The sequence below is a fragment of the Kocuria sp. UCD-OTCP genome (assembly GCF_000349605.1).
Lineage (GTDB): Bacteria > Actinomycetota > Actinomycetes > Actinomycetales > Micrococcaceae > Kocuria > Kocuria rosea.
On sequence record NZ_AOSQ01000019.1, the window covers coordinates 21,039 to 44,708 of the forward strand.

General features: G+C 74.3%; 20 protein-coding genes. 11 read left to right on the top strand and 9 right to left on the bottom strand.

The genetic code is table 11. From position 1 onward, the window contains the following. Positions 1 to 48 precede the first annotated feature (48 nt). A complete protein-coding gene (locus tag H488_RS26325; RefSeq protein WP_017833147.1) occupies positions 49 to 1,290 on the bottom strand; it encodes a heparan-alpha-glucosaminide N-acetyltransferase domain-containing protein in 1,242 nt (413 codons plus the stop codon). 429 nt (positions 1,291 to 1,719) lie between these two features. Between H488_RS26325 and H488_RS26330 the strand changes: the two genes are divergently transcribed. From H488_RS26330 to H488_RS26355, 6 genes are all read left to right on the top strand, one after another. Then, positions 1,720 to 2,178: a hypothetical protein gene (locus H488_RS26330; protein WP_017833148.1), complete on the top strand. Its 459-nt coding sequence runs from the start codon at positions 1,720 to 1,722 to the stop codon at positions 2,176 to 2,178. Between the two features lie 279 nt (positions 2,179 to 2,457). Beyond that, positions 2,458 to 4,089, top strand: coding sequence for a peptide ABC transporter substrate-binding protein (locus H488_RS26335; protein ID WP_043738875.1), 1,632 nt, complete (start codon positions 2,458 to 2,460; stop codon positions 4,087 to 4,089). Between the two features lie 83 nt (positions 4,090 to 4,172). After that, a complete protein-coding gene (locus H488_RS26340; RefSeq protein ID WP_017833150.1) occupies positions 4,173 to 5,096 on the top strand; it encodes an ABC transporter permease in 924 nt (307 codons plus the stop codon). Continuing rightward, positions 5,089 to 6,057, top strand: a complete 969-nt coding sequence (locus tag H488_RS26345) for an ABC transporter permease (RefSeq protein WP_017833151.1) — start codon at positions 5,089 to 5,091, stop codon at positions 6,055 to 6,057. Before H488_RS26340 ends, H488_RS26345 begins: the two co-directional genes overlap by 8 nt. Beyond that, positions 6,054 to 7,121, top strand: a complete 1,068-nt coding sequence (locus tag H488_RS26350) for an ABC transporter ATP-binding protein (RefSeq protein ID WP_031282879.1) — start codon at positions 6,054 to 6,056, stop codon at positions 7,119 to 7,121. The genes H488_RS26345 and H488_RS26350 overlap by 4 nt, the downstream gene beginning before the upstream one ends. After that, the gene (locus H488_RS26355; protein WP_017833153.1) at positions 7,114 to 8,148 is read left to right on the top strand and encodes an ABC transporter ATP-binding protein; all 1,035 of its coding nucleotides are present in this window, start codon (positions 7,114 to 7,116) and stop codon (positions 8,146 to 8,148) included. The genes H488_RS26350 and H488_RS26355 overlap by 8 nt, the downstream gene beginning before the upstream one ends. Positions 8,149 to 8,187: 39 nt before the next feature. Here the strand turns inward: H488_RS26355 and H488_RS26360 are convergent, their stop codons facing one another. Then, positions 8,188 to 9,177 (bottom strand): DNA-3-methyladenine glycosylase family protein, encoded by a 990-nt coding sequence (locus H488_RS26360; protein ID WP_017833154.1) that lies wholly within the window; start codon positions 9,175 to 9,177, stop codon positions 8,188 to 8,190. Between the two features lie 200 nt (positions 9,178 to 9,377). Between H488_RS26360 and H488_RS37130 the strand changes: the two genes are divergently transcribed. Further along, positions 9,378 to 10,631, top strand: a complete 1,254-nt coding sequence (locus tag H488_RS37130) for an NRAMP family divalent metal transporter (RefSeq protein ID WP_017833155.1) — start codon at positions 9,378 to 9,380, stop codon at positions 10,629 to 10,631. Positions 10,632 to 10,702: 71 nt separating this feature from the next. Continuing rightward, a complete protein-coding gene (locus H488_RS37135; RefSeq protein ID WP_051063750.1) occupies positions 10,703 to 11,446 on the top strand; it encodes a putative hydro-lyase in 744 nt (247 codons plus the stop codon). On the opposite strand, the gene H488_RS26375 is transcribed toward H488_RS37135, so the two are convergent. After that, a complete protein-coding gene (locus H488_RS26375) occupies positions 11,409 to 12,143 on the bottom strand; it encodes a GntR family transcriptional regulator (RefSeq protein WP_017833157.1) in 735 nt (244 codons plus the stop codon). The two genes, H488_RS37135 and H488_RS26375, sit on opposite strands and share 38 nt — an antisense overlap. Positions 12,144 to 12,255: 112 nt before the next feature. Here H488_RS26375 and H488_RS26380 point away from each other — a divergent pair, with 112 nt between their 5' ends. Beyond that, entirely contained in the window at positions 12,256 to 13,218 is a 963-nt protein-coding gene (locus H488_RS26380) for an ABC transporter substrate-binding protein (protein WP_017833158.1), read from the top strand. A 40-nt stretch (positions 13,219 to 13,258) separates the two neighbouring features. Here H488_RS26380 and H488_RS26385 read toward each other — a convergent pair whose 3' ends face one another. From H488_RS26385 to H488_RS26395, 3 genes are read right to left on the bottom strand one after another with little or no spacing between them, the layout of a single operon-like run. After that, positions 13,259 to 14,989, bottom strand: coding sequence for an acetyl/propionyl/methylcrotonyl-CoA carboxylase subunit alpha (locus H488_RS26385; protein WP_017833159.1), 1,731 nt, complete (start codon positions 14,987 to 14,989; stop codon positions 13,259 to 13,261). A 4-nt stretch (positions 14,990 to 14,993) separates the two neighbouring features. Then, complete coding sequence (locus H488_RS26390; RefSeq protein ID WP_017833160.1) at positions 14,994 to 16,652, bottom strand: 5-oxoprolinase/urea amidolyase family protein; 1,659 nt, start codon at positions 16,650 to 16,652, stop codon at positions 14,994 to 14,996. Beyond that, the gene (locus H488_RS26395) at positions 16,649 to 17,413 is read right to left on the bottom strand and encodes a LamB/YcsF family protein (protein ID WP_017833161.1); all 765 of its coding nucleotides are present in this window, start codon (positions 17,411 to 17,413) and stop codon (positions 16,649 to 16,651) included. Before H488_RS26395 ends, H488_RS26390 begins: the two co-directional genes overlap by 4 nt. Positions 17,414 to 17,619: 206 nt before the next feature. Here H488_RS26395 and H488_RS26400 point away from each other — a divergent pair, with 206 nt between their 5' ends. Next, complete coding sequence (locus H488_RS26400) at positions 17,620 to 18,126, top strand: PTS sugar transporter subunit IIA (RefSeq protein WP_017833162.1); 507 nt, start codon at positions 17,620 to 17,622, stop codon at positions 18,124 to 18,126. Positions 18,127 to 18,265: 139 nt separating this feature from the next. Here the strand turns inward: H488_RS26400 and xylB are convergent, their stop codons facing one another. Continuing rightward, on the bottom strand, positions 18,266 to 19,690 hold the full coding sequence (xylB, locus tag H488_RS26405; RefSeq protein ID WP_017833163.1) for a xylulokinase: 1,425 nt from the start codon (positions 19,688 to 19,690) through the stop codon (positions 18,266 to 18,268). Between the two features lie 153 nt (positions 19,691 to 19,843). Further along, positions 19,844 to 21,067 carry a xylose isomerase gene (xylA, locus tag H488_RS26410; protein ID WP_017833164.1) on the bottom strand — a complete coding sequence of 408 codons (1,224 nt, stop codon included), beginning with the start codon at positions 21,065 to 21,067 and terminating at the stop codon, positions 19,844 to 19,846. Positions 21,068 to 21,215: 148 nt separating this feature from the next. On the opposite strand from xylA, the gene H488_RS26415 reads away from it, so the two are divergent. After that, on the top strand, positions 21,216 to 22,382 hold the full coding sequence (locus H488_RS26415) for an ROK family transcriptional regulator (RefSeq protein WP_017833165.1): 1,167 nt from the start codon (positions 21,216 to 21,218) through the stop codon (positions 22,380 to 22,382). Positions 22,383 to 22,464: 82 nt separating this feature from the next. Here H488_RS26415 and H488_RS26420 read toward each other — a convergent pair whose 3' ends face one another. Then, complete coding sequence (locus H488_RS26420) at positions 22,465 to 23,634, bottom strand: endo-1,4-beta-xylanase (protein WP_017833166.1); 1,170 nt, start codon at positions 23,632 to 23,634, stop codon at positions 22,465 to 22,467. Between the last annotated feature and the right edge of the window lie 36 nt (positions 23,635 to 23,670).

Genomic DNA, 23,670 nt, shown 5'->3' on the forward strand with positions numbered 1-23,670 from the left:
CCACACCGGCGGGCGGCGCGGACGCAGGCGCCGCCGGCGCGGGACCCGCTAGGCCCGCGGGGACTCCGCCGTCCGGGAAGGGGTGCCCAGGACCAGGCGGCGGGTGCCCCGGACGGCGGCCGCGATCACCCGCTCGAGCGGTCCCTGACCGAACGTCGCCTGCCAGAGCACGGCGAAGCCGGCGGCCACGGCCACGTGCACGGCGAACCAGAGCACGCGGTCCTCGTAGTGGAGCGTCGTGGCCAGGGCGAGCAGGTGGGCCGAGTACAGGGTCAGGGTGCGGGCCCCCATGGCGCCCAGGGTGGTCCACAGCCGGTTCGGGCGCGCGACGAGCAGGAAGAGCCCCAGCACGGCCAGGCCGGTGCCCAGGTCCATGAGCAGCGTCACCGGGGTGTTGCTGTGCGGTCCGGGGGTGAGCAGCCACCACCACGTGGAGGTGGGCAGGTCCGGGCTCGGGCCCCAGACGAGGATCTCGTCGACCTGGTCCTCGCTCAGCCACGGGGTGTGCCGCAGCAGCTGGTCGTAGCCGCCGGCCTGCAGGACCAGCACCCAGTAGACGAACCAGGCCCCGAGCGCCAGGACCACGCCGGCCACGGCGATCCGGACCCGCACCACGACCTCGTGCAGGTCGGTCCGGCCGAGGAGCAGACCGGCGCAGAGGTACGTCAGGTAGGGCACGGCCGGGTAGGTCCCGGTCAGCAGCACCTGGGCCAGGGTGGCGCCCGGGTCCGCGAGCGCGCTGCCGAGGGTGGGGTTGACCGCCTCGGCCTGGGGCAGGGCGGGGCCGAGGACGTGCACGAGCACGGGGCCCAGGACTGCGGCGAGCGCCGCGACGGCGGCCAGCGTGCGGCGCCGCAGGCCCAGCAGCGGGACGGCGAGCAGGAAGAACGCGCCGTAGTAGACGAGGATGCCCAGCGCGGGCGCCGGGGACGGCATGACCTGGTTGATCGCCAGCCCGGCGGCGGCGATGAGCAGGGCCCGCACCACCAGGCCGGCGCGGGTGGCCGTCAGCGCGCGGCCCCGGTGCGGGGCGCGCCCGCCCGAGGAGAACGCCAGGCTCAGCCCGGCCAGCAGGGCGAACAGCGCCGCGGCGCGCCCGCCGAACAGGGTCCACTGGAGGGTGGGCTCGAAGGTGTCGGGGTCGTGGGCGGGCAGGATGTGGACCGCGATCATGCCGATCAGCGCCAGGCCGCGGGCAGCGTCCACGGCGATGAGGCGGGGTCTGCGGGCGGGGGCCGCAACGGTCGTGCTGATGGTGCCGGTCGTGGGGGCTTCGGACGTTCGGCTCATGGGATCTCCGGGGGGCGGGGGCGCGCAGGGGATCGTGACCGCTGCCGGCGGGGACCGGTGCGGCCCGTGCGCGGGGGTGCGCAGGGGTGCGCACGGACGGGGCGGCTCGCGGGGATCCGGGCGGCCGGCCGGTGGGACGTCCGGCCGGCCCCCGGGGGAGGGGCCGGTGCGGACGTCGGTGCGCCCGGGCGGGGGCCCGGTGCGGCGGCGGTCCCGAATCCCCCTCGGGCCGCCTCCGACCCTAGGAGCCGGATCCTCTCCTGTCCACTTGGCGCGTTTGCATTGTCCCAGGTCACAAGGCGTTTGCGACGTGTTCACCGACGCCCCTCTGGAAGTCCGCCGGGGTCGCTGGTTCCATGGGAGCAGGCCTCTCCGACCCGCGCCGGGCGCCGGGTGGAGGGCGCGGTCGCAGGTCCTGAGGAAGGTTCGATGATGAGCAGTGCACTGTCCCCCCGGCCGGCGTTCCGGTCGGTCGACCCCGTCCACGTCCCGCTGCTCCCGGAGCACCCCGACGACGCTGCCCCCGACCGCCAGGACGACGGCCTCGGTCTGCACCCCGCCGGGCTCCTCCAGCGGGTCTTCACCGCGGCGGGAGAGGTGGAGGCCGCGGAGTGGGCGCTCGACCACGTCCTCGACGCCGTGGCCTCCGGCGAGGAGGTGGGCATCGGTCTCGACGTCGCCCCCCTCGACGGCGCCCTCGAGTCGGCGCGCTGGGCACTGGACCGGGCGGTGGGCGCCCTGCGCGCCGAGATCCGCTGGGCGGCGCGGCACGGCGTCCCGCTCTGCCTCCTCGCCGAGGCCTCCGCGACGGAGCTGGACGAGGTGCGCTCCGTGCTGCGCTCCGCCGCTCTCGGGGCGGGGACAGGGGGACTGGCCGTCGCCGGCTGAGCCGACCTCCGCCCCGCGGGGGCTCGGAGCCCGGCCTTGTTGTTACGAATGGGTAACTGATACCGGCGGTTCCTGTTTCTCCTGGCGTGTCTGCTGTCGTCCCCCGAACGGACCACATAGATTTCTTCTGGGTGCGGCGGACGGTGATCTCCGTCACGTCGGACCCGGAGCCCCGTGCTCCACGACGCGAGCCCCGTGCTCGCCCCGGCGTGGCCCCGTCCCCCTCGGACTGCGAACCCAGCACTCCTGGCGGGCCCGTATCGACCCATGGAGGAAACGATGAGAACGAAGCGGATCGCGGGCACGTCAGTGGCGCTCTCCGGAGCCCTGCTGCTCACCGCGTGCGGCGGGGGAGACGGCGGGGGCACCGCCGCCGAGGGCGGCGGCGACGGCACCTTCAGCGTGTACATCGGGGAGCCCGAGAACCCGCTGCTGCCCGGCAACACCGGCGAGACGGAGGGCGGTCAGGTCGTCGACGCCCTCTGGACCGGCCTGGTCGAGTACGACCGGGAGTCCAACGAGGCCGTCTACACCGGCGTCGCGGAGTCGATCGAGTCCGAGGACCAGACGACGTGGACGGTCAGCCTCAAGGACGGCTGGACCTTCCACGACGGGTCCCCGGTGACCGCCCAGAGCTACGTGGACTCGTGGAACTACGTGGCCAACAGCGAGAACGCGCAGGGCAACTCCTACTTCTTCTCCAACGTCGAGGGCTACGACGCCCTCCAGGGCGAGGAGGGCGCGAGCCCCACCGCCACCGAGATGTCCGGTCTGCGCGTCGTCGACGAGCAGACCTTCGAGGTCACCCTCAGCGAGCCCTACGCGCAGTGGCCGACCACCGTCGGCTACACCGCGTTCTTCCCGATGCCGGAGGCGTTCTTCGAGGACCCCGAGGGCTTCGGCGAGCAGCCGATCGGCAACGGCCCGTTCAAGGCGGACGAGGCCTTCCAGGAGGGCCAGGGCATCACGCTCACCCGCTACGACGAGTTCGGCGGCGACGAGCCGGCCAAGGCCGCCGCCGTGGAGTTCCGCGTCTACACCGAGATCAACACCGCCTACAACGACCTCCAGGCCGGCTCGCTCGACGTGGTCGACCAGATCCCGCCGGACGCCATCGCCTCCGCCGAGGACCAGTTCGGCGAGCGGTTCAAGACCACCCCGCGCGGCGACATCACCGCGCTCGGCTTCCCGACCTACGACGAGCGCTTCGCCGACCCGGAGGTCCGCCGCGCCTTCTCCATGGCCATCGACCGGCAGGCGATCACCGACGCGATCTTCCAGGGCTCCCGCACCCCGGCCGCGTCCTTCGTCTCGCCCGTGATCGACGGCCACCGCGAGGACGCCTGCGACGCGTGCGAGCTGAACGTCGAGGAGGCCAACCGGATGCTCGACGAGGCGGGCTTCGACAAGTCCGAGCCCGTGGACCTGTGGTTCAACGCCGGCGCCGGCCACGAGGAGTGGATGCAGGCCGTCGGCAACCAGCTCCGCGAGAACCTGGGCGTCGAGTACCAGCTGCGCGGCGACCTCCAGTTCGCGGAGTACCTGCCCAAGCAGGACGAGAAGGGCATGACCGGCCCGTTCCGCTCCGGCTGGATCATGGACTACCCGGTCATGGAGAACATGCTCGGCCCGACGTACTCCACGGCGGCCCTGCCGCCGGCCGGCTCGAACGTGACGTTCTACTCGAACGAGGAGTTCGACGCCAAGCTGCAGGAGGGCAACGCCGCCGACTCGATCGACACGGCGATCCAGGCCTACCAGGAGGCCGAGGACCTGCTCGTGGCCGATATGCCGGCCACGCCGCTGTTCTTCGGGCTCGTGCAGTACGCACACTCGGAGAACGTGGAGGAGGTCTACGTCAACAGCTTCGGCCGCGTCGAGGTCGAGGACGTCGTCGTCACCTCGGAGTGATCCGACCCTGACCCGGGGCGCCCCGCACGGGGCGCCCCGGGCCCACCTGTCCGCGCAACACCTCCGCACACACAAGGAGACCCATGGGGCGGTACGTCCTCCGCCGTCTGCTGCTGACCGTCCCGGTGCTGCTGGGCGCGTCCCTGCTCATCTTCTCGATGGTCTACGCGCTGCCCGGCGATCCCATCCGGGCGCTGGCCGGCGACCGGCCGCTGTCCGAGGCCGTGCAGGCGCAGCTGCGCACCGAGTACAACCTCGACGACCCGCTGCTGATCCAGTACGCCAAGTACCTGGGCGGCCTGGTGCAGGGCGACTTCGGCACCGACTTCTCGGGCCGTCCCGTCCTCGACACGATCGTGGACCGGCTGCCGGTGACGGCCCGGCTGGCCCTCGTGGCCGTGGCCTTCGAGATCCTCATCGGCATCCTCGCCGGCGTGCTGGCTGGCCTGCGGCGCGGATCCTTCTTCGACAACCTCGTGCTGGTCTCCACCACGGTGGTCGTGTCCATCCCCGTCTTCGTCCTCGGCTTCCTCGCCCAGTACGTCTTCGGCGTACGGCTCGGCTGGTTCCCCATCGCCGGCATCTCGGACGGCTGGTACAGCTACGTCCTGCCCGGCTTCGTGCTCGCGGCGCTCTCGCTCGCCTACGTGGCCCGGCTGACCCGCACGAGCCTCGCGGAGAACCTGCAGAGCGACTACGTGCGCACGGCGCGCGCCAAGGGCCTCAGCGAGGTGTCGGTGGTCGGCAAGCACACCCTGCGCAACAGCCTCATCCCGGTGGTCACCTTCATCGGCGCCGACCTCGGCGCCCTCATGGGCGGGGCCATCGTCACCGAGTCGGTGTTCAACATCCCCGGTCTCGGCCGGGCGGTCTACGACGCGGTGCTGCGGCAGGAGGGCGCCGTCGTCGTCGGGATCGTCACCCTGTTCGTCTTCTTCTACATCTTCTTCAACCTGGTGGTCGATGTCCTCTACGCCGCCCTCGACCCGAGGATCCGCTATGAATGAGCCGCGTCCGGAGAGCGTCCGCGAGGAGCGGGACGCCCACCACGAGACCTTCTCCGACCGCGTGGACGACCGCGCCGACGAGATCGCCTCGGCGGCGGTCGCGGGGGACATCGAGCAGGTCAGCCTGTGGCGGGACGCCTGGAAGGGCCTGCTCCGCAACCCCTTCTTCCTGGTGGGGGCCCTGCTCTTCGTCGTGTTCGCGGTGATGGCCCTCGCCCCGCAGGTGTTCACCTCGGTGGACCCGCGGGCCTGCAGCCTCGGCCGCTCGGGGGAGGGCCCGCAGCCCGGGGCGCCGTTCGGCTACGACGTCCAGGGCTGCGACTACTACTCGAACGTGGTGCACGGCGCGCGCATCTCCCTGGCCATCGGCTTCCTCGCCGTCCTGGGCACCCTGGCCATCGGCGTGGTGGTGGGCGCGCTCGCCGGCTACTACGGCGGCTGGCTCGACTCGCTGCTCGCCCGGATCACCGACATCTTCTACGGCCTGCCGCTCATCCTGGGCGCCATCATCCTGCTCTCCGTGCTGCCCGAGCGCGGGGTGCTCGAGGTCTCCCTCGCGCTGATCGCGTTCGGCTGGATGACGGCCATGCGCCTGGTCCGCTCCAACGTGATCGGGGTCAAGGAGGCCGACTACGTCCAGGCGGCCCGGGCGCTGGGCGCGCGGACCGGCCGGATCCTCACCAAGCACATCCTGCCCAACGCCGTGGCGCCCGTCCTGGTCTACTCCACCATCGCGGTCGGCACGATCATCGCCTCCGAGGCGACGCTCACCTTCCTGGGCGTGGGCCTGCAGCTGCCCGAGATCTCCTGGGGTCTGCAGATCAACGCGGCGCAGAACAGGCTGCGCGACGCCCCGCACCTGATCCTCTTCCCGTCGCTGTTCCTGTCCCTGACCGTGCTCTCGTTCATCCTCATGGGCGACGCGCTGCGCGACGCCCTCGACCCGAAGTTGCGCCGATGACACCCTCCTCCGTCCCCGCTCCCACCCCCGCCCCCGTGCCCGCGCCGCCGGGCGGCGCGGCGGGCCCCGTGCTCGAGGTCGACGACCTCGCGGTGGAGTTCCGCTCCCGCCGGCGCACCGTCCGGGCCGTCAACGGGATCAGCTACACCGTCCGGGCCGGCGAGACCCTCGCGATCGTCGGGGAGTCCGGCTCCGGCAAGAGCGTCAGCGCCCAGGCCGTCATGGGCATCCTCGACATCCCGCCCGCCCGCATCACGCACGGCGAGATCCGCTTCCACGGCGAGGACCTGCTGGGCATGAGCCGCCGGGACCAGCGGGCGGTGCGGGGGCCGGGCATCGCCATGGTCTTCCAGGACGCCCTCTCCGCGCTGAACCCGGTCTTCTCCGTGGGCCACCAGATCGGCGAGCTGTTCCGCGCCCACCGGGGCGCCTCCCGGCAGGAGGCGAAGGCCCGGGCGATCGAGCTCATGGAGCGCGTGGGGATCCCCGCGGCCCGGGAGCGCGTGGGCGACTTCCCGCACCAGTTCTCCGGCGGCATGCGCCAGCGCGTGATGATCGCGATGGCCATCGCCCTGGACCCGGACATCCTGATCGCCGACGAGCCGACCACCGCGCTCGACGTCACCGTCCAGGCCCAGATCATGGACCTGCTCACCGAGCTCCGCACGCAGACCGGGATGGGCGTCATCCTCATCACCCACGACCTGGGGGTGGTCAACGAGGTCGCCGACCGGGTGGCGGTGATGTACGCGGGCAGCATCGTGGAGAACGGCACGGTCGACGAGGTGCTCTCGGCGCCCCTGCACCCCTACACCCGGGGGCTGATGTCCTCGATGCCCAGCCTCGAGTCCCAGGGCGAGCGGCTCCTGCCCATCGCCGGGACCCCGCCGGACCTCTCCGCCGTCCCCGCCGGCTGCGCGTTCCACCCGCGCTGCCCCATGGCCCGGTTCGGGCGGACGGCGGCACCGGGCAAGGACTGCGCCGCGGACGTCCCGGTGCTGCGCGAGGTCGTGCCGGGCCGGACGGCCGCGTGCCACTACAGCGAGGAGCTCGAGCATGAGTGACACCCTGCCGACGACGACGGCGGACGCGCCCCTCCTGGAGCTGCGCGGGCTCACCAAGCACTTCCCCCTCACCCAGGGGGTGCTGCTGCGGCGGACCGTGGGCCAGGTCCAGGCGGTGGACGGCGTGAGCATGACCCTCGGCCCGGGGGAGACCCTGGGGCTCGTGGGCGAGTCCGGCTCCGGCAAGTCCACCGTGGCGAAGCTCATCATGGCGCTGCAGCAGCCCACCGCGGGCCAGGTCCTGTACAAGGGCCGGGACGTGGCCGCGATGTCCTCGCGGCAGCTGCGGGAGTACCGCCGCAACGTGCAGATCATCTTCCAGGACCCCTACTCGTCCCTCAACCCGCGGATGACGGTGGGGGACATCGTGGCCGAGGCCTGGGACGTGCACCCCAACGCCGTGGCGCGGCAGGACCGCGCGGCCACGGTCCGGGAGCTGCTGGAGCGGGTGGGGCTGCGGCCCGACTACGCCAACAGATACCCGCACCAGTTCTCCGGGGGCCAGCGGCAGCGCATCGGGATCGCACGGGCCCTGGCCCTGCGCCCCGAGGTGATCATCTGCGACGAGCCGGTCTCGGCCCTGGACGTCTCCGTCCAGGCGCAGGTCATCAATCTGCTGCAGGACCTGCAGGACGAGTTCGGCCTGTCCTTCCTCTTCATCGCCCACGACCTCTCGGTGGTGCGCCACCTCAGCGACCGGGTCGCGGTGATGTACCTCGGCAAGGTGGTGGAGACGGGCGACCGGGACGCGATCTACCACCGGGCGGCCCACCCGTACACGCAGGCCCTGCTCTCCGCGGTGCCGGTCCACGAGCCCGCCCTGCGCGGGGGGCGCGAGCGGATCATGCTCAGCGGCGACCTGCCCAGTCCCGCGAACCCGCCCTCCGGGTGCCGGTTCCGCACGCGGTGCTGGAAGGCGCAGGACGTGTGCGCCGAGCAGGAGCCGGAGCTCGTCGACCGCGGCCAGGGCCACCCGGCGGCCTGCCACTTCGCCGAGAGCCGGGACCTCGTGCCCGGCTCGGCGTAGCCGCCGGCCCCGGCGGCCGGCCCGCGCCGCCGGCCGGGCTCAGCGGGCCCCGGACCCTCCGGGGCCCCCGGCGGGGCCGGGGCCGCCGGGCGCTGCGCGGTCCCCGCCGGCGGGCAGGGCGGCCGAGTCCGGGAACGCCGCGCGGGCCCACAGCCGCATCACGGCGTAGCTGCGCCAGGGGCTCCAGGCGGACGCGGTCGCCGCGGCGGCGGCCGCCCCGGCCGCCCCGAGCGCGCGCCGCAGGACCAGGTCCTGGGGCAGGAAGACGTCGGGGTCGCCCAGGACGCGCAGCGAGATCGACCCGGCCGTCCACGGGCCGATGCCGGGCAGGGCCAGCAGGCGCTCGCGCAGCACGGCGGCGTCCTCCCCGGCCGGCACGCCGGCACGTCCCGGCGGGGCGTCGAGGACGAGTCCGTCGCGGACCGCCACGGCGAGCGCGTGCACGGTCGCGGCCCGGCGGGTGGTGACGCCCACGTCCCGCTGCAGCCGGGCCGGGTCCGTCCCGGCGATCCGGCGGGCCGTCGGGAAGGCGGTGGCGCCGCCGGTCACGGGCGTGCCGTGGTGGCGGACCAGGCGCCCGGCGAAGGTGCGGGCCGCGGCGAGGGAGACCTGCTGCCCCAGTACGGTCAGGACCGCCGTCTCGAAGCCGTCCGGTGCACCGGGCAGCCGGATCAGGGGCCAGGCGCGCACGTCCGCGGCGAGCACGGGGTCGGCCGCCAGGGCGCGGTCCGCGGCGGGGGACTCCGTGCCCTCGCCGAGCCAGCGGCGCACCCGCTCCAGCACGGGCTCCAGGGTCTCCGCCGCCCCGGGCCCCACGCGCACCGGCAGACCGGCCGGAGTGAGGCCCCTCCAGTCGACCGTCACCGCGCGGACCGCTCCGTCCACCACGACGGGGCGCCGGTGGGCGCCGCCCGCGAGGTCGTCGCACCCGGGCACGGCCTGGGAGGCCAGGAAGTCCCGGAGGAACCCGGGGGACGCCGGCGCCGGGAGCAGGACGTCCACGGCACCCGCGGACCCGTCGTCGTGCATGCGCTGCTCCCGGTCGTCGAGGGGCGGGGATCCGGACCCAGCCTGTCCCGGGGGCCGCTGCGTGTCCAGGCGGAGAAGCGGCGGAGGCCCTGTTCAGATTGTTCAACAATCACTACACTGGCACGAGAGTGACCGCGGCCACGTCCAGGGTGGCCGGCGCCGTGCCCCGGCGCAGGTCGCCCCCGTCCCGAGGAGGCCGCATGTCCAGCTCCGCCCCCGTCCCGCCCGACCCGGAGGGCCGCGGCGCCGTCAGCAGCCCCGCGGCGATGCGGGCCGTGAACCGCTCCGCCCTGCTCGGCGCCCTCTTCCTGATGGCCACCAGTGCCATCGGCCCCGGGTTCATCACCCAGACCGCGAACTTCACCGTGCAGCTGGGCGCCGCCTTCGCGTTCGCCATCGTCATCTCCATCGTCGTCGACATCGCGGTGCAGCTGAACGTGTGGCGGATCATCGGCGTCTCCGGGCTCAAGGCGCACGAGCTCGGCAACCGCGTGCTGCCGGGCCTCGGCTGGTTCATCGCCGCGCTCGTGGCCACCGGCGGGCTCGTCTTCAACATCGGCAACACCGCCGGCGGCGGGCTCGGCCTCGACGCGCTGCTCGGCCTCGACCCCACCTGGGGAGGCATCATCACGGCGCTGATCGCGGTGGGCGTGTTCGTCAGCAAGCGCGCGGGCGTGGCCCTGGACCGGATCGTGGTGGCCCTCGGCGTGCTCATGATCCTCGTGACGAGCTACGTCGCGTTCGTCTCGCGGCCCCCGGTGGGGGAGGCGCTGCGCAACGTGGTGCTGCCCGAGAACGTGGACTTCCTGATCATCACGACCCTCATCGGCGGGACCGTGGGCGGGTACATCACCTACGCGGGCGCCCACCGCATCGTCGACGCCGGGATCACCGGCGTGGAGAGCGTCAAGCAGATCTCCCGCAGCTCCGTGGTGAGCATCGTGCTCACCGGGGTCATGCGCTTCCTGCTGTTCCTGGCGATCCTCGGGGTGGTCGCCGGCGGCGCCCAGCTCACGGGCGAGAACCTCGCCGCCCAGGCGTTCCGCTCCGCCGCCGGGGAGGTCGGCCTGCGCCTGTTCGGGGTCATCCTGTGGGCCGCGTCCATCTCCTCGGTCATCGGCGCCGCCTACACCTCGGTGTCCTTCCTCACCACCTCCCGGACGAAGCCGCGCACCCGGAACCTGATGACCATCGCCTTCATCCTGGTCTCGGCCACCGTGTTCGCCCTGCTCGGCCAGGCGCCGTCCACGCTGCTCATCGTGGCGGGCGCCGTCAACGGGCTCATCCTGCCGCTGGGCTTCGCGGTGCTGCTGTGGGTGGCCTGGCGCCGGCGGGACCTGCTGGGCGGCTACGAGTACCCCAAGTGGCTCGCGCTGATCGGCACCGTGGTGTGGCTGCTCACCATCTTCCTGGGCTACCAGTCCCTCAGCGGCATCGCCGCGCTGTGGGCGTGATCGCCGTGGGACCGGACAGCACGCAGGCCCGGCGGGACCGGGCCGCCCTGGCCCCGGGCGCCGCCCGGGCGATGTTCCGCAGCGGCCTGGTCACGCCGACGTCGGGCTGGTGCGACGGCTTCGCGCAGGCCAACCTGATCGTCGTCCCCGCGGACTGGGCCTTCGACGTTTTGCTCTTCGCCCAGCGCAACCCCAAGCCGTGCCCGGTGCTCGGCGTGCTCGAGGCCGGCGAGGTGACCGGGCCGCTGCTGGGCGGCGGCGACGTCCGCACCGACGTCCCGCTCTACACCGTCTACCGGGACGGCGAGGCGGCGGGCACCCGCACCGACCTGCTGGACGTGTGGCGCGAGGACCTCGTGACCTTCGCCCTCGGCTGCAGCTTCACCTTCGAGGCGGCCCTGCAGGAGGCCGGGATCCCGATCGCCCACATCGACCAGGGCGTCAACGTCCCGATGTACCGCACGAACGTCCCCTGCGAGCCCGCCGGGCGGCTGTCCGGCCCGCTGGTCGTGTCCATGCGGGCGATCCCCGCCTCCCGGGTGGCCGACGCGGTGCGCATCACCTCCCGCTATCCCGCCGTGCACGGCGCCCCGGTGCACGTCGGCGCCCCGCAGGAGCTGGGCATCCGGGACCTCGGGGCCCCCGACTACGGGGACGCGGTGCAGATCCCGGACGGCCACGTCCCCGTGTTCTGGGCCTGCGGGGTGACGCCCCAGGCGGCGGTGCTCGAGTCCGGGGTGCCGTTCGCCCTCGGCCACGCCCCGGGCCACATGCTGGTCACCGACCTGCCCGACTGGCAGTACCAGGTCCCCTGAGCGCGGCCGGCGCGGGGCCCTCCAGGACGTCCAGCAGCTGCTGCCGGGAGGCCTCCAGGTAGTCGTGCATCTGCACGGCGGCCTCCTCGCGCCGGCCCTGCTCGAAGAGCTCGAGGATCCGGGCGTTGCGCTCGATCCAGGGCGCGTGGAAGGACGGGTCCTGGCGCATGGAGTGGAACACCAGTCGCATCTCCGCGAGGGTCCGGGACATCAGCTCGTCCTGGCGCGGCGAGCCGGCCAGCTCCACCACGCCGCGGTGGAACTGCTGGTTCGCGTCGGCCATGCCGGTGACGTCCCGGCGGTCGCGGGCGGCGCGGCCGTCCTCGACGGCGGCGTGCAGGCCCGGCTGCGGGACCGGGTCCGACCAGCGCAGCGCCGAGGTCTCCAGCGCGAGCCGCACCCGGTGGATCTCCCGCACGTCGTCCGCGCCGGGCCGGGCCACCGAGACGCCGCGGTTGGGCACCCGCACCAGCAGGTTCTCCCCGACCAGGATCGTGAACGCCTCGCGCAGGGTGTTGCGGGAGACCCGCAGCGCCTCGCTGACCCGGGCCTCCGAGAGCCGGGTCCCGGGCGGCAGCCGGCCGGCCACGACGCCCTGGCGCAGCACGTCCACCGCCCACGGGATGGCCTCGCCCTGCGGGGCGGGCCCGGCCTGGGCGACGGCCGTCGTCAGGAACTCGTTCTGCACGGTGTTCATCGATCCCCATCCTGACATCCCGGGGGCGCCTGGCCGTGCGGCGGCACCCTGGTGGCGGACCAGGCCGTCCTCTACGCTGTCAGGACGTCCGACCCACTCCCTGGAGGCTTCGATGCAGAAGACCGGTGCAGCACTCGCCACGGCGGCCGTCCTGACGGTGACCGCGTGCGGGGGAGGGGAGTCCGGCGGCGGAGCGGCCGGGGACGGCGAGCTGACCAGGGTCGGCGTGGGCGTCATCGCGAGCACCGACGTGGCACCCCTCTACCTGGGGATCGAGCAGGGCTTCTTCGAGGAGGAGGGCCTGGAGCTCGACATCACCCAGGCCCAGGGCGGTGCGGCCATCGTCCCGTCCGTGGTCAGCGGGGAGATGGACTTCGGCTTCAGCAACGTGACGTCGCTGATCGTCGCCCGGTCCCAGGGGCTGCCGCTGCAGATCATCGCCAACGCCAACAACTCCACCGGGGTCCAGGGCGAGGACTTCGCCGACGTCCTGGTGCGCGAGGACAGCGACATCCAGGACGCCGCGGACCTGCAGGGCAGGACCGTCGGGGTGAACACCCTGAACAACATCAGCGACACCACCATCCGCGCGGCCATCGAGGCGCAGGGCGGGGACCCCGGGGACGTCGAGTTCGTCGAGGTGCCGCTCCCCGACATGCCGGCGGCCCTGGAGCGGGGCGAGGTGGACGCGATCGGCTCGATCGAGCCGTTCCGGACCATCGCCATGCAGGACGGGGCGCGCTCGGCGGTCTCCAACTACGCGTTCCCGATCGAGGACCTGACGGTGGCCGTGTACTTCACCACCGAGGACGTGCTGGCCCAGGAGCCCGAGACCGTCGAGGCGTTCCGGGCCGCCATCGAGAAGTCGCTGCAGTTCGCGCAGGACAACCCCGACGAGGTCCGGGCCGTGCTGCCCAGCTACACGCAGCTCGACGAGGAGCTGATCGACCAGCTCGTCCTGCCCGCCTACCCTACCGAGGTGAACCGGCAGTCCGTGCAGGAGCTCGCGGACCTCGCCGTCCAGCACGGACTCATCGAGGAGGCCCCGCCCCTCGAGGAGCTGCTCCCCGAGTGAGCCCCCGGGGAGGTCCGGGCACCCCGGGGACGGAGCCCGGTCAGGAGAGGCGGGCCAGCACCTGGTCGGCGGTCACCGCGTCCCCCGGTCCCACCGCGAGCTCCCGGACCGTGCCGGCCCGCGGCGCGGACACCCGGGTCTCGGTCTTCATGGCCTCCAGCACGGCGACGTCCTGGCCCGCCTCGACGTCGTCCTGCTCGGCCACCAGCCACGAGACGAGCGTGCCCGCGAAGGGCGCGGTGACGGCGCCGTCGTCGGCGGGCTGCGCCCCCGCGGGGGCGGCCTCCGACGCCGCGGGGGCGGAGCCCAGGGCCGCGGCGAGGGCGTCGGGGATCCCGATGCTCACGCGCCGCCCGTCCACGTCCACCGTGAAGCGGGTGCGGCCCGGCTCGTCCGCGCGGGCGTACTCGGCGTCCGGGGCGAGCCGGCCGGCGAACTCGTCCTCGATCCACGTGGTCCACACCCCGAGCCCCTCGCTCCCGGCGAAGGCGGGGGCGTCCAGCACGGCGCGGTGGAACGGGACCGTGGTGGCCACGCCGTGCACCCGCAGCTCGCGCAGGGCGGTGCGGGCCCGCACGAGGGCCTGCTCGCGGGTGGGCGCGCTGACGACGAGCTTGAGCAGCAGCGAGTCGAAGGTCGTGGCCACCCGGGTGCCGCGGTGCACCCCGGAGTCCACGCGCACGCCCGGGCCGGTCGGGGTGTCGACGGCCTCGACCGTGCCCCCGGAGGGCAGGAAGCCGCGGCCGGGGTCCTCGGCGTTGATCCGGAACTCGAACGCGTGCCCGCGCGGGACCGGGGTCTCGAGCACGGGCAGCGGGTCCCCGGCGGCCACGGTCAGCTGGGCGCGGACCAGGTCCACGCCGTAGACCTCCTCGGTGATCGGGTGCTCCACCTGCAGCCGGGTGTTGACCTCCAGGAAGGAGATCAGCCCGTCCGGGGCCACGAGGAACTCGGCGGTGCCCACCCCCACGTACCCGGCCTCCCGGAAGATGCCCTCGGCGGCGGCGGCGATCCGCTCGCGCTGGTCGTCCGAGAGGAACGGCGCGGGGGCCTCCTCGACGAGCTTCTGGTGGCGGCGTTGCAGGGAGCAGTCCCGGGTCCCGAGCACGACGACGTGGCCGTGGGCGTCGGCCACGACCTGCGCCTCCACGTGCCGCGGGCGGTCCAGGAAGCGCTCCACGAAGCACTCGCCGCGGCCGAACGCGCTCTGCGCCTCGCGGGCGGCCGAGCGGAAGGCGTCCTCGACCTCGTCGAGCTCCCGGACCACGCGCATGCCGCGGCCCCCGCCGCCGTGGGCGGCCTTCACGATCACCGGCAGGCCGTGCTCCTGCGCGAAGGCCCGGGCGTCCTCCGGCGACTCGACCGGGCCGTCGCTGCCCGGCACGAGCGGGGCGCCCGCGCGCCGGGCGATCTCGCGGGCGGCGACCTTGTCCCCCAGCAGCACGATCGTCTCGGGGGAGGGGCCGATCCAGGTGAGGCCGGCCTCGATCACCGCCCGGGCGAACCCGGCGTTCTCGGAGAGGAACCCGTAGCCCGGGTGCACGGCGTCGGCGCCGCACCGGCGCGCGATCGCGAGCACCTCGTCCCCGTCCAGGTAGGTCTCGGCGGCCGAGGTGCCCTCCAGGGCGTACGCCTCGTCGGCCAGGAGGACGTGCGGGGCGTCGGCGTCGGGGTCGGCGTAGACGGCCACGGACTCGAGGCCGGCCTCGGCGCAGGCGTGGACGACGCGGACGGCGATCTCCCCGCGGTTGGCGATCAGGATCTTGCGCACGGTGCTACTCCCGGGAGGTGTCGGTGGACATGTCGGTGGACGTGCTGGTGGCGGTGCTGTCGGGTTCGGCCTGCGCGGTGGCGGGCCCGGGGTCCTCCGCGGGCGGCGGGCCGAGATCGGGCGCCGGCAGCCGGACGAAGCGCAGGCGCCCGCCGGGGCGCAGCTGGGCGAGCACGGCGAGGTCCTCCGGGTGCACCACCCCGAGCACGGGGTAGCCGCCGGTGGTGGGCGCGTCCTGCAGCAGGACGACCGGCAGGCCCGCGGGCGGGACCTGGACGCAGCCGGGCACGGTCCCCTCGCTGGGCAGCTCGTCCGTGCGCACCCGCTCCAGCGGCTCGCCGGAGAGCCGGGCGCCCACGCGGTCGGAGGACGCGGTCAGCTCCCACTCCTGCGCGAAGAAGGAGGCCACGGCGGCGGGGGTGAACCAGTCGTCGCGGGGGCCCGGGACCACGCGGACCGCGGGCACCGCGGCCGGGGCGGGCGCCGGCTCGGGAGGCCGGACGGCGGTGCCCGGCTCCGGTCCGACCGGCAGGGCGTCGCCGGCGGCCAGGGGGGCCGGGCCCAGCCCCGCGAGCGTGTCCGCGGAGCGGCTGCCCAGCACCGGCGGGACCGTGATCCCGCCGCGGACGCCCACGTAGACCCGCGCCCCGGCCGTCACGGTGCCGACGGCCAGCCGTTCGCCGTCGCGCAGGGCGAAGGGGGTGCCGGGCAGGGGCCGCCACGGGGCCGGGCCCGTGACCGTCAGCGCTGCCCGCGCGCCGGTGACCGCCAGGACGTGCTCCCCGTGGGCGGTCAGCTCGAGCCCGCCGAGCAGGTGCTCCAGCACCGCCGCCCCCGGGCCGTTGCCCACGAGCCGGTTGGCCGACCCGGCGGCGGTGGCGTCGAGCGCGCCCGAGGGGGACACGCCCAGCGCGGCGGAGCCCGCCCGGCCGCCGTCCTGGACGAGGGTCTGCAGCCCGGGGGCGCCGACCGTCAGGTGGGGCCCCCGCACCGGGGCGGTCCCGGCGGGGGCCGCGGCGACCTCCACGAGCTCGCGCACGGGCCGGTAGCGCACCCGGTCCCCGGGGCGCAGCAGGGCGGGGTCCTCGCGGTCGAGGTCGAACATCCGGGCCGCGGAGCGGCCGATGAGCTGCCAGCCGCCGGGGGAGCTGCGGGGATAGACGGCGGAGAACCGGCCGGCCAGGGCCACCGAGCCGGCGGGGACGGCGGTGCGCGGCGTGCCCCGGCGCGGGACGTCGGGACCGTCCTCGCCCACGCAGTAGAAGAAGCCGGGCGCGAAGCCGGCGAAGGCGGCCGTCCACGCCTGCCCGGTGTGGAACCGGACCACCCCGTCCGCGCCGAGGCCCGTGAGCTCGCCGACCGCCTCGAGGTCCTCGCCGTCGTAGACGACGTCGATGGTCACGGTGCGGGCCCCGCCGGCCCCGGCGCTCCCGCGGGGGACGGCGCGGGCGGCGCGGACGACTTCCCGCAGCGCATCAGTGGTGCTCGCGCGCACCACCACGGTCTCCGCGCCGGCCACGCAGTCCACGAGCCCGGGCAGGTCCGCGGCGGCGAGCCGGGCGTGCACCGCCACGGCGTCGTGCAGGTCGGCGCACTCGACCAGCGCCGCCCGCGGGCCGAGCGGCCGGACCCGGCGGGGCCCCGCGGGGGCCGGCCCGCTCACAGGAAGCTCCCGACCCGCAGACCGGCCTCCTCGAGGGCGCGGCGCACGCGCTCGGCGATGGCCAGCGCCCCGGGGGTGTCCCCGTGCACGCAGATGCTCTGGGCGTCCACCGCCACGAGGGAGCCGTCGACGGCCTCGACCACGCCCTCGACGGCCATCCGCACCACGCGGGCGGCGATCTCGTCGGCGTCGTGCAGGACGGCGCCGGCCTCGGTGCGGGGCACGAGCGTGGCCTGCGGCGTGTAGCCGCGGTCGGCGAAGGCCTCGCGGACCGTGCGCAGCCCGGCCGCCCGCGCCTGGCGCTCGATCTGGGAGCCGGGCAGCACCAGCAGGGGCAGGGCGTCGTCGACGTCGCGCACGGCGTCCACCACCGCTCCTGCGTGCTCCTCGTGGTGGACGATCGCGTTGTACAGGGCGCCGTGCGGCTTGACGTAGCTCACCCCGGTGCCCGAGGCGCGGGCCAGGGCCTGGAGGGCGCCGATCTGGTACACCAGCTGGTCGGTCAGCTCCGCCCGGGGCACGGCGATGAAGCGGCGGCCGAAGCCCTTGAGGTCGTCGTAGGAGACCTGCGCGCCCACGGCCACGCCCTGCTCGGCGGCCACGGTGCAGGTCCGGCGGGCGACCGTCGGATCCCCCGCGTGGAAGCCGCAGGCCACGTTGGCGCTGGTGACCACGTGCAGGACGGCCTCGTCGCCGGCCATGGCCCAGGCGCTGAGCGACTCGCCGCAGTCCGCGTTGAGGTCGATGTCGGAGGGGGGCATGCTGTGCTCCTTGTCACGTCGGTCCCTCCAGCATGCCCTGTCCCCCAGGATTGTTCAACAATATTTGCCGTCGGGATCGGAATCCGCGCGGATCGGTGGACGCCGGGGCCCGGCCGCCGTAGGTTGGCCCGCACGAGGGCGCAGCGGTGCCGCGGGCAGCGCGGTGGGACCGCGCCGCCCGTCCACCTCCACCGATGGGACAGCACATGAGCGACAGGACCTCCCGCGCCGAGGACGACTCCCCGGGGCGCTCCGGCTCCGTCCTGGACCACCTGAGCGAGTCGACCGTGCTCCTGGACGTCCACGGGGCGGACCGGGACGGCGTCATCCGGCAGCTCGCCGAGCTCGGCGCGCACACGGGGCGGGCGTACGACGCCGACAGCACCGTCGCGGCGGCCCTGGCCCGGGAGGAGGAGGGGTCCACCGGGGTGGGCAACGGCGTGGCCCTGCCGCACGCCAAGTCCGCCGGTGCCGAGCGGCCGATGATCGCGTTCGCCCGCAGCCGGGACGGCGTCGAGTGGAACGCGCTGGACGGCGAACCGGTCCACCTGGTCTTCCTGATCTCCCTCCCGGAGGAGCGCTCCGGGGAGGAGCACCTGGAGCTGCTGGCCGAGCTCTCCGAGGCCCTGGCCGGGGAGTCCTGCCGGCGGGCCCTCCTCGACGCCGGGAGCGCGTCCGAGGTGCTGGCCGCGCTGGAGGAGGCGCTGGGCTGACCGGTCCGGCCGGGCGGTGCGGGCCCGGACCGCGGCGCCGAGGTCGAGCGCCCGCAGGCTCAGACCGACCGGGGCGGCCGGGGTGCGGACGGTGGCCTCCCGCCCGTCGGGCGGCGCCCCGCCGGACCGCGGGCCGGTCTCACCGCTGGGGGTGGGCGCCGGCCGGGGGCCGGGACCAGCCGGCGGTCCGGTCGCGCAGCGTGCGGTAGGCCTCCAGGACCCCGGGCGTCGGCTCGGCCTCATACTGCCGGGCGCCGGCGAGCGCCCAGGCCGGGGGCTCGTCCTCGCCCGAGAGGGCCCAGGCGGCCTGCCGGGCGGCGCCGAGGGCCACGTACTCCGCCGGGGCGGGGACGAGCACGGGACGGCCGAGCACGGCCGGGGCGAGCCGGCGCACGGCCTCGGACTGCGCGCCGCCGCCGATCAGGAGGATCCGCTCCGCAGCGGTGCCGGTGGCCCGCTCGAGCGCGGCCACGCCGTCGGCGAGGGAGCAGAGCAGGCCCTCCACGCAGGCCCGGGCGATGTCCTCCCGGCCGGTGCGCGAGGACATCCCGTGCAGGGTGGCGCGGGCCTCGGGCCGGTCGGGCGTGCGCTCCCCGTCGAGGTAGGGGAGCAGGGTGACGCCGCCCGCCCCGGGACGGCCCGCGAGGGCGAGCTCGGCGAGGCCCGCGTGGTCGACGCCCAGCACCCGGGCCCCGAACTCCAGGATCCGGGCGGCGTTGAGGGTCGTGGCCATGGGCAGGTAGCGGCCGGTGGCGTCGGCGAAGCCGGTCACCAGCCCGCTGGGGTCCGCGGTGCGGGTCTCCGAGACCATGGCCGCGACCCCGGAGGTGCCGATCGACAGGGACACGTCGCCGGGGCCGAGCGTGACGCCCAGCGCGGCGGCCATGTTGTCGCCCGTGCCGGCCGCGAGCACCGCCCCCGCGGCCGTGCGGCCCATGACCGCGTTCGGGGCGGCGGCCACCTGCGGGAGCTCGAGGTCGTGGCCGAGCGCCTGCTCCACGAGGGCGTGGTCCCAGGCGCCGGTGCGCGTGGAGAAGTAGCCGGTCCCGGAGGCGTCGCCGCGGTCGGTGAAGAAGGACGACCGGTCGGCGTCGAGGTGGTGGGACAGGTAGTCGTGGGGCAGCAGCACCCGGTGGGTGCGGGCGGCGTGCTCCGGCTCGTGCTCCGCCATCCAGCGCAGCTTGGTGGACGTCATGGACGCGACCAGCACGCTGCCGAGCTCCTCGGCGCAGGCGGCCGCACCGCCCATCTCCTCGACGAGCCGGCGGGCCTGCGGCGCCGAGCGGGTGTCGTTCCACAGCAGGGCGTCGCGCACCACGGCGTCGTGCTCGTCGAGGGCGACCATCCCGTGCTGCTGGCCCCCGACGGAGACCGCGGCGGCCTCCGCGAGGAAGGGCCCGGCGGCGTCGTCGAGCGCGGCGAGCCAGGCCCGGGGGTCCACCTCGGTCCCGTCCGGGTGGGGGGCGCGGCGCTGCGCGAGGACCTCGCCGGTGCCGGCGTCGACGAGGAGCGCCTTGGTGGACTGGGTGGAGGAGTCGATGCCCAGGACGGTGGTGCGTGCCATGAAGAACCTCGGTGCGGGGTCGGGACGGAGCGGCGAGGGCGCCGCGGGACGGGACGCGCAGTGCCCGGCCCGGCGCAGGGGGGGGATGTGCGCCGGACCGGGCCGGGACGGGGCCGGCACCCCGGAGGGGGGTGGGTGCCGGCCCCGGGTGTCTCAGCCCCGGGCGCCCATGAGGTGCTCGACGGCGAGCTGGTGCAGGCGCACGAAGCCGTAGTTGCGCTCCGACGGGCCCGTCAGGTCGAGGTCCTCGTAGGCGCTGCGGTCGGCGAGGAACGCCTCGAGGTCCTCGCCCTCGGCGAGGGTCGGCTCGCCGAGCTCGAGGATGCCGGACTGCTCCATGGCCTCCTGGACGTCGGGGTCCTGGCGGAAGGCCACCGCCCGCTCCTTCAGCAGCAGGTACATCCGCATGTTCGCCGCGGCCGAGTCCCAGACGCCGTCGAGGTGCTCGGTGCGGGAGGGCTTGTAGTCGAAGTGCCGGGCCCCCTGGTAGGCGCCCGGCAGGGACGGGAACCCGTTCTCCAGCAGGTCCACCGTGAAGAAGGCGCTGATCAGGTTGCCGTGGCCGAACACCAGGTCCTGGTCGTACATCGGGCCGTTCTGCCCGTTGAGGTCGATGTGGAACAGCTTCTCGCACCACAGCGCCTCGGCGAGGCCGTGCGTGTAGTTCAGCGTGGCCATCTGCTCGTGCCCGGTCTCCGGGTTCACGCCCACGACGTCCCCGTTCTCGAGTCGGTCGATGAACGCGAGGGCGTGCCCGATGGTCGGCAGGAAGATGTTGCCGCGGGGCTCGTTGGGCTTCGGCTCGAGGCCGATGCGCATGTCGTAGCCCTGGGACTTGATGTACCCGGCCACGGTGTCGATGCCCTCGGCGTAGCGGTCCAGGGCGGCGTAGAGGTCCTTGGAGGAGTCGTACTCGGTGCCCTCGCGCCCGCCCCACATCACGAAGGTCGTGGCGCCGAGCTCGGCGGCGAGGTCCACGTTGCGGAGCACCTTGCGCAGGCCGTAGCGCCGGACCCGCCGGTCGTTGGACGTGAACGCGCCGTCCTTGAAGATCGGCTCCGCGAAGGTGTCCGTGGTGACCATCTCGCAGACCATGCCGGTCTCGTCCATGGTCTGCTTCAGCTGCCCGATCAGCTTCTCGCGCTGGGCCTCGGTGGCGTCGAAGGGGATCAGGTCGTTGTCGTGGAAGGTGAAGCCCCAGGCGCCGAGCTCCTTGAGCTTGCGCACGGACTCGAGGGGGTCGAGCTCGGGCCGGGAGGCGGTGCCGAACTGGTCGCGGGCGGCCCAGCCCACGGTCCACAGGCCGAAGGAGAACTTGTCCGCGGGGGACGGGGTGAGTGACGGGGCGAGGGAGGTCGCGGGGGAGGAGGTGGGCATCGGAGGTCCTTTCCCAGTTGGTTAGTTTCCGTTACTTACTATAGGAGCTGGGATACCGTGGGGGAAGACCGCCGGCGGATTTTCTGCCGTCCGGTCGGCCGGGATCCGCGCCGGACCCGGTCCTCTCGGCACCAGAGGAGAGTCGTCCGTGCAGTCGAGCCACCTGCGGGAGCACAACCTCTCCACCGTGCTGCGCGCCGTCGCCGGGGCGGACGCGCCGGTCTCGCGCGCCGCGCTCGCCAAGCTCACCGGGCTCACGAAGCCCACCGTGTCCAAACTGGTGCAGGAGCTGCTCGAGGCGGGTCTGCTCGTCGAGGGCCGGCAGGCGGCCGCGCGGGTGTCCGGGCGGCCGACGATCCCCCTGGCCGTGGCCCGGGGGACCGTGCTGGGCGTGGGCCTGGAGATCGCCGCCGACCACCTCGCGTGCCTCGTCACGGATCTCGGCGGCCGCGTCCTGCACGAGGAGTCCCGCTTCGGGGCCTTCGCCGGGGCGTCCGTGGACGAGGTCGCCTCCGTGCTGGCCGGTCTGCTGGACACCGCCCTGGCGCCCCGCCGGGACGTGCCCGTGGCCGGGATCTGCGTCTCGGTCCCCGGCCGGCTCTCCACGGACCGCGCCACCGTGCTCTCCGCCCCCAACCTCGCCTGGCAGGACGTCCCGCTGGTCGAGCGGCTCCGGGAGCACCCGGCGTTCCGGGGCCCGGGGCTCACCGCCGGCAACGACAGCATGCTCGCCGCGCGCACCGAGGTCCTGCGCCGGCCGGGCGCGTCCTTCCTCTTCCTGCACGGCCAGACCGGCATCGGCGGCGCCGTGGTCCTGGAGGGGCGCATCCTCCGCGGTGAGCACGGCTGGGCGGGGGAACTGGGCCACGTCACGATCACCCCCGGCGGGGAGCTGTGCCGGTGCGGGCGGCGCGGCTGCCTCGAGGCCTACGCCAGCTACCACGCGCTGCGGGGCCGGACCGGCCTGCCGGAGGACGTCCGGATCGAGGACCTCGTGGCGGCCACGGCGGAGCGGCTGCAGAGCCGGGAGGCGGTCATGGAGATGATCGGGCGGCCCCTCGGCGTGGTGCTCGCGAACTCGATGAACGTCCTGGACCTGTCGACGGTCGTGCTCTCCGGGTACTTCGCCCCGATCGCCCCGGAGCTGGAGCCCGTGCTGCGCGAGGTCCTGGAGGCGCACGCGCTCACGGCGGAGGTGGGGCCCGTCGAGATCCAGCGCTCCGCCGCGGAGGCCCATCCCGCCCTGACCGGCGCGGCCGCCACGGCCCTCGAGGCCATTTACGACTCGCCGGCCCGCTGGATCGACCGGCGCTGACCCGCCCCCGTCCGGGGACGACGACGGGGCCCGCTCGCACGAGCGGGCCCCGTCGCGCTCCGGCCGGGTCCGGGCGATCGGCTCAGCGGAACGCGGGGTGGTGCTCCCACTTCGCGTCGCCGCCGGGTTGCGAGCGGACCAGGGCCTCCTGGAGGGCGTCGTAGGCCGGCTTGCGCTCGTAGTCGCCCTCCATGGTCAGGGCGTCCCCGTAGCCGGGGAAGGTGTTCGGCACCCAGGAGTGCTCGTCGAGCACGCCCCACACGGTGAAGGAGTTGCAGTCCTCCACGGCCAGGCACGCCTCGAGGGCCGTGCGGTACCAGTCGGCCTGCTTCCGGCGCAGCTCGTCGGTCATCCGGTCGTCGCCGTCGACCGGTCCGCGGACGTCGATCTCGGTGACGGCCGTCTCCAGCCCCAGGTCGTCGAAGCGCTGGAGGTTCTGCTGCATGCGCCCGTCGAAGCCGTACTGGAGGCCGAGGTGGGTCTGCATCCCGAAGCCGTGGACCGGCACGCCCTGCGCGAGCAGGTCCTGGATCAGCGCGTAGTAGGCGTCGGACTTCGCGTTGATGCCCTCCACGTTGTAGTCGTTGAAGAACAGCTGGGCGTTCGGGTCGGCCTCGTGGGCCCAGCGGAAGATGTCGGCGATGATCTCCGGGCCCAGCTCCCGCAGCCAGATGTTCTCCTGCAGGCGCAGGTTCCCGCTGTCGTCGAAGATCTCGTTGGCGACCTCCCACTGCTGGATGCGGCCCTCGTAGTGGCCGACCACCGTGTGGATGTGCTCCTTGAGGATGGCGCGCAGCTCGTCGGGGGTGTAGTCGCCTTCCTCGAGCCAGTCGGGGTTCTGGCTGTGCCAGAACAGGGTGTGGCCGCGCACGACCTGCCCGTTGGCCTCGGCGAAGTCGACGATGTCGTCCGCGGGGCCGAACTCGTAGACCCCCTCCTCGGGGTGGATGAACTCCCACTTCATCTGGTTCTCGGGGGTCAGGGAGCTGAACTCCCGCGCCAGGACGGAGCGGTACTCGGGGTCGGAGGGGAAGGGCTCCGGGTAGTCGGCGCTGGTGTGGTGGCCTCCGCCGGCCACGGCGCTGCCGATGCGGAAGTCCTTCGGGGTGTTCCAGCGCAGGGTGTCCTGCTTCGCCTGGCCGGGGGGCCGGGTCTCCGGGGCGGCGCTCGCGGCCTGGGGGACCGCGGTGAGGCACAGGGCGGCGACGGCGGTGGCCGCTCCGGCGCGGAGGAGGGGGGCTCGTCTGCTCATGTCGGGGCTTTTTCGAACCGGTTTTACCGAGTTTCC

Excerpts from the sequence above, each read along its gene's own strand:
- H488_RS26340 (WP_017833150.1), top strand. The coding sequence starts at position 4,173 with ATGGGGCGGTACGTCCTCCGCCGTCTGCTGCTGACCGTCCCGGTGCTG.
- H488_RS26380 (WP_017833158.1), top strand. The coding sequence starts at position 12,256 with ATGCAGAAGACCGGTGCAGCACTCGCCACGGCGGCCGTCCTGACGGTG.
- H488_RS26395 (WP_017833161.1), bottom strand. The coding sequence starts at position 17,413 with ATGCCCCCCTCCGACATCGACCTCAACGCGGACTGCGGCGAGTCGCTC.
- H488_RS26335 (WP_043738875.1), top strand. The coding sequence starts at position 2,458 with ATGAGAACGAAGCGGATCGCGGGCACGTCAGTGGCGCTCTCCGGAGCC.
- xylB (WP_017833163.1), bottom strand. The coding sequence starts at position 19,690 with ATGGCACGCACCACCGTCCTGGGCATCGACTCCTCCACCCAGTCCACC.
- H488_RS26325 (WP_017833147.1), bottom strand. The coding sequence starts at position 1,290 with ATGAGCCGAACGTCCGAAGCCCCCACGACCGGCACCATCAGCACGACC.
- H488_RS37135 (WP_051063750.1), top strand. The coding sequence starts at position 10,703 with ATGTTCCGCAGCGGCCTGGTCACGCCGACGTCGGGCTGGTGCGACGGC.
- H488_RS26420 (WP_017833166.1), bottom strand. The coding sequence starts at position 23,634 with ATGAGCAGACGAGCCCCCCTCCTCCGCGCCGGAGCGGCCACCGCCGTC.
- H488_RS26345 (WP_017833151.1), top strand. The coding sequence starts at position 5,089 with ATGAATGAGCCGCGTCCGGAGAGCGTCCGCGAGGAGCGGGACGCCCAC.
- H488_RS26355 (WP_017833153.1), top strand. The coding sequence starts at position 7,114 with ATGAGTGACACCCTGCCGACGACGACGGCGGACGCGCCCCTCCTGGAG.
- H488_RS37130 (WP_017833155.1), top strand. The coding sequence starts at position 9,378 with ATGTCCAGCTCCGCCCCCGTCCCGCCCGACCCGGAGGGCCGCGGCGCC.
- H488_RS26350 (WP_031282879.1), top strand. The coding sequence starts at position 6,054 with ATGACACCCTCCTCCGTCCCCGCTCCCACCCCCGCCCCCGTGCCCGCG.
- xylA (WP_017833164.1), bottom strand. The coding sequence starts at position 21,067 with ATGCCCACCTCCTCCCCCGCGACCTCCCTCGCCCCGTCACTCACCCCG.
- H488_RS26400 (WP_017833162.1), top strand. The coding sequence starts at position 17,620 with ATGAGCGACAGGACCTCCCGCGCCGAGGACGACTCCCCGGGGCGCTCC.
- H488_RS26330 (WP_017833148.1), top strand. The coding sequence starts at position 1,720 with ATGATGAGCAGTGCACTGTCCCCCCGGCCGGCGTTCCGGTCGGTCGAC.
- H488_RS26375 (WP_017833157.1), bottom strand. The coding sequence starts at position 12,143 with ATGAACACCGTGCAGAACGAGTTCCTGACGACGGCCGTCGCCCAGGCC.
- H488_RS26360 (WP_017833154.1), bottom strand. The coding sequence starts at position 9,177 with ATGCACGACGACGGGTCCGCGGGTGCCGTGGACGTCCTGCTCCCGGCG.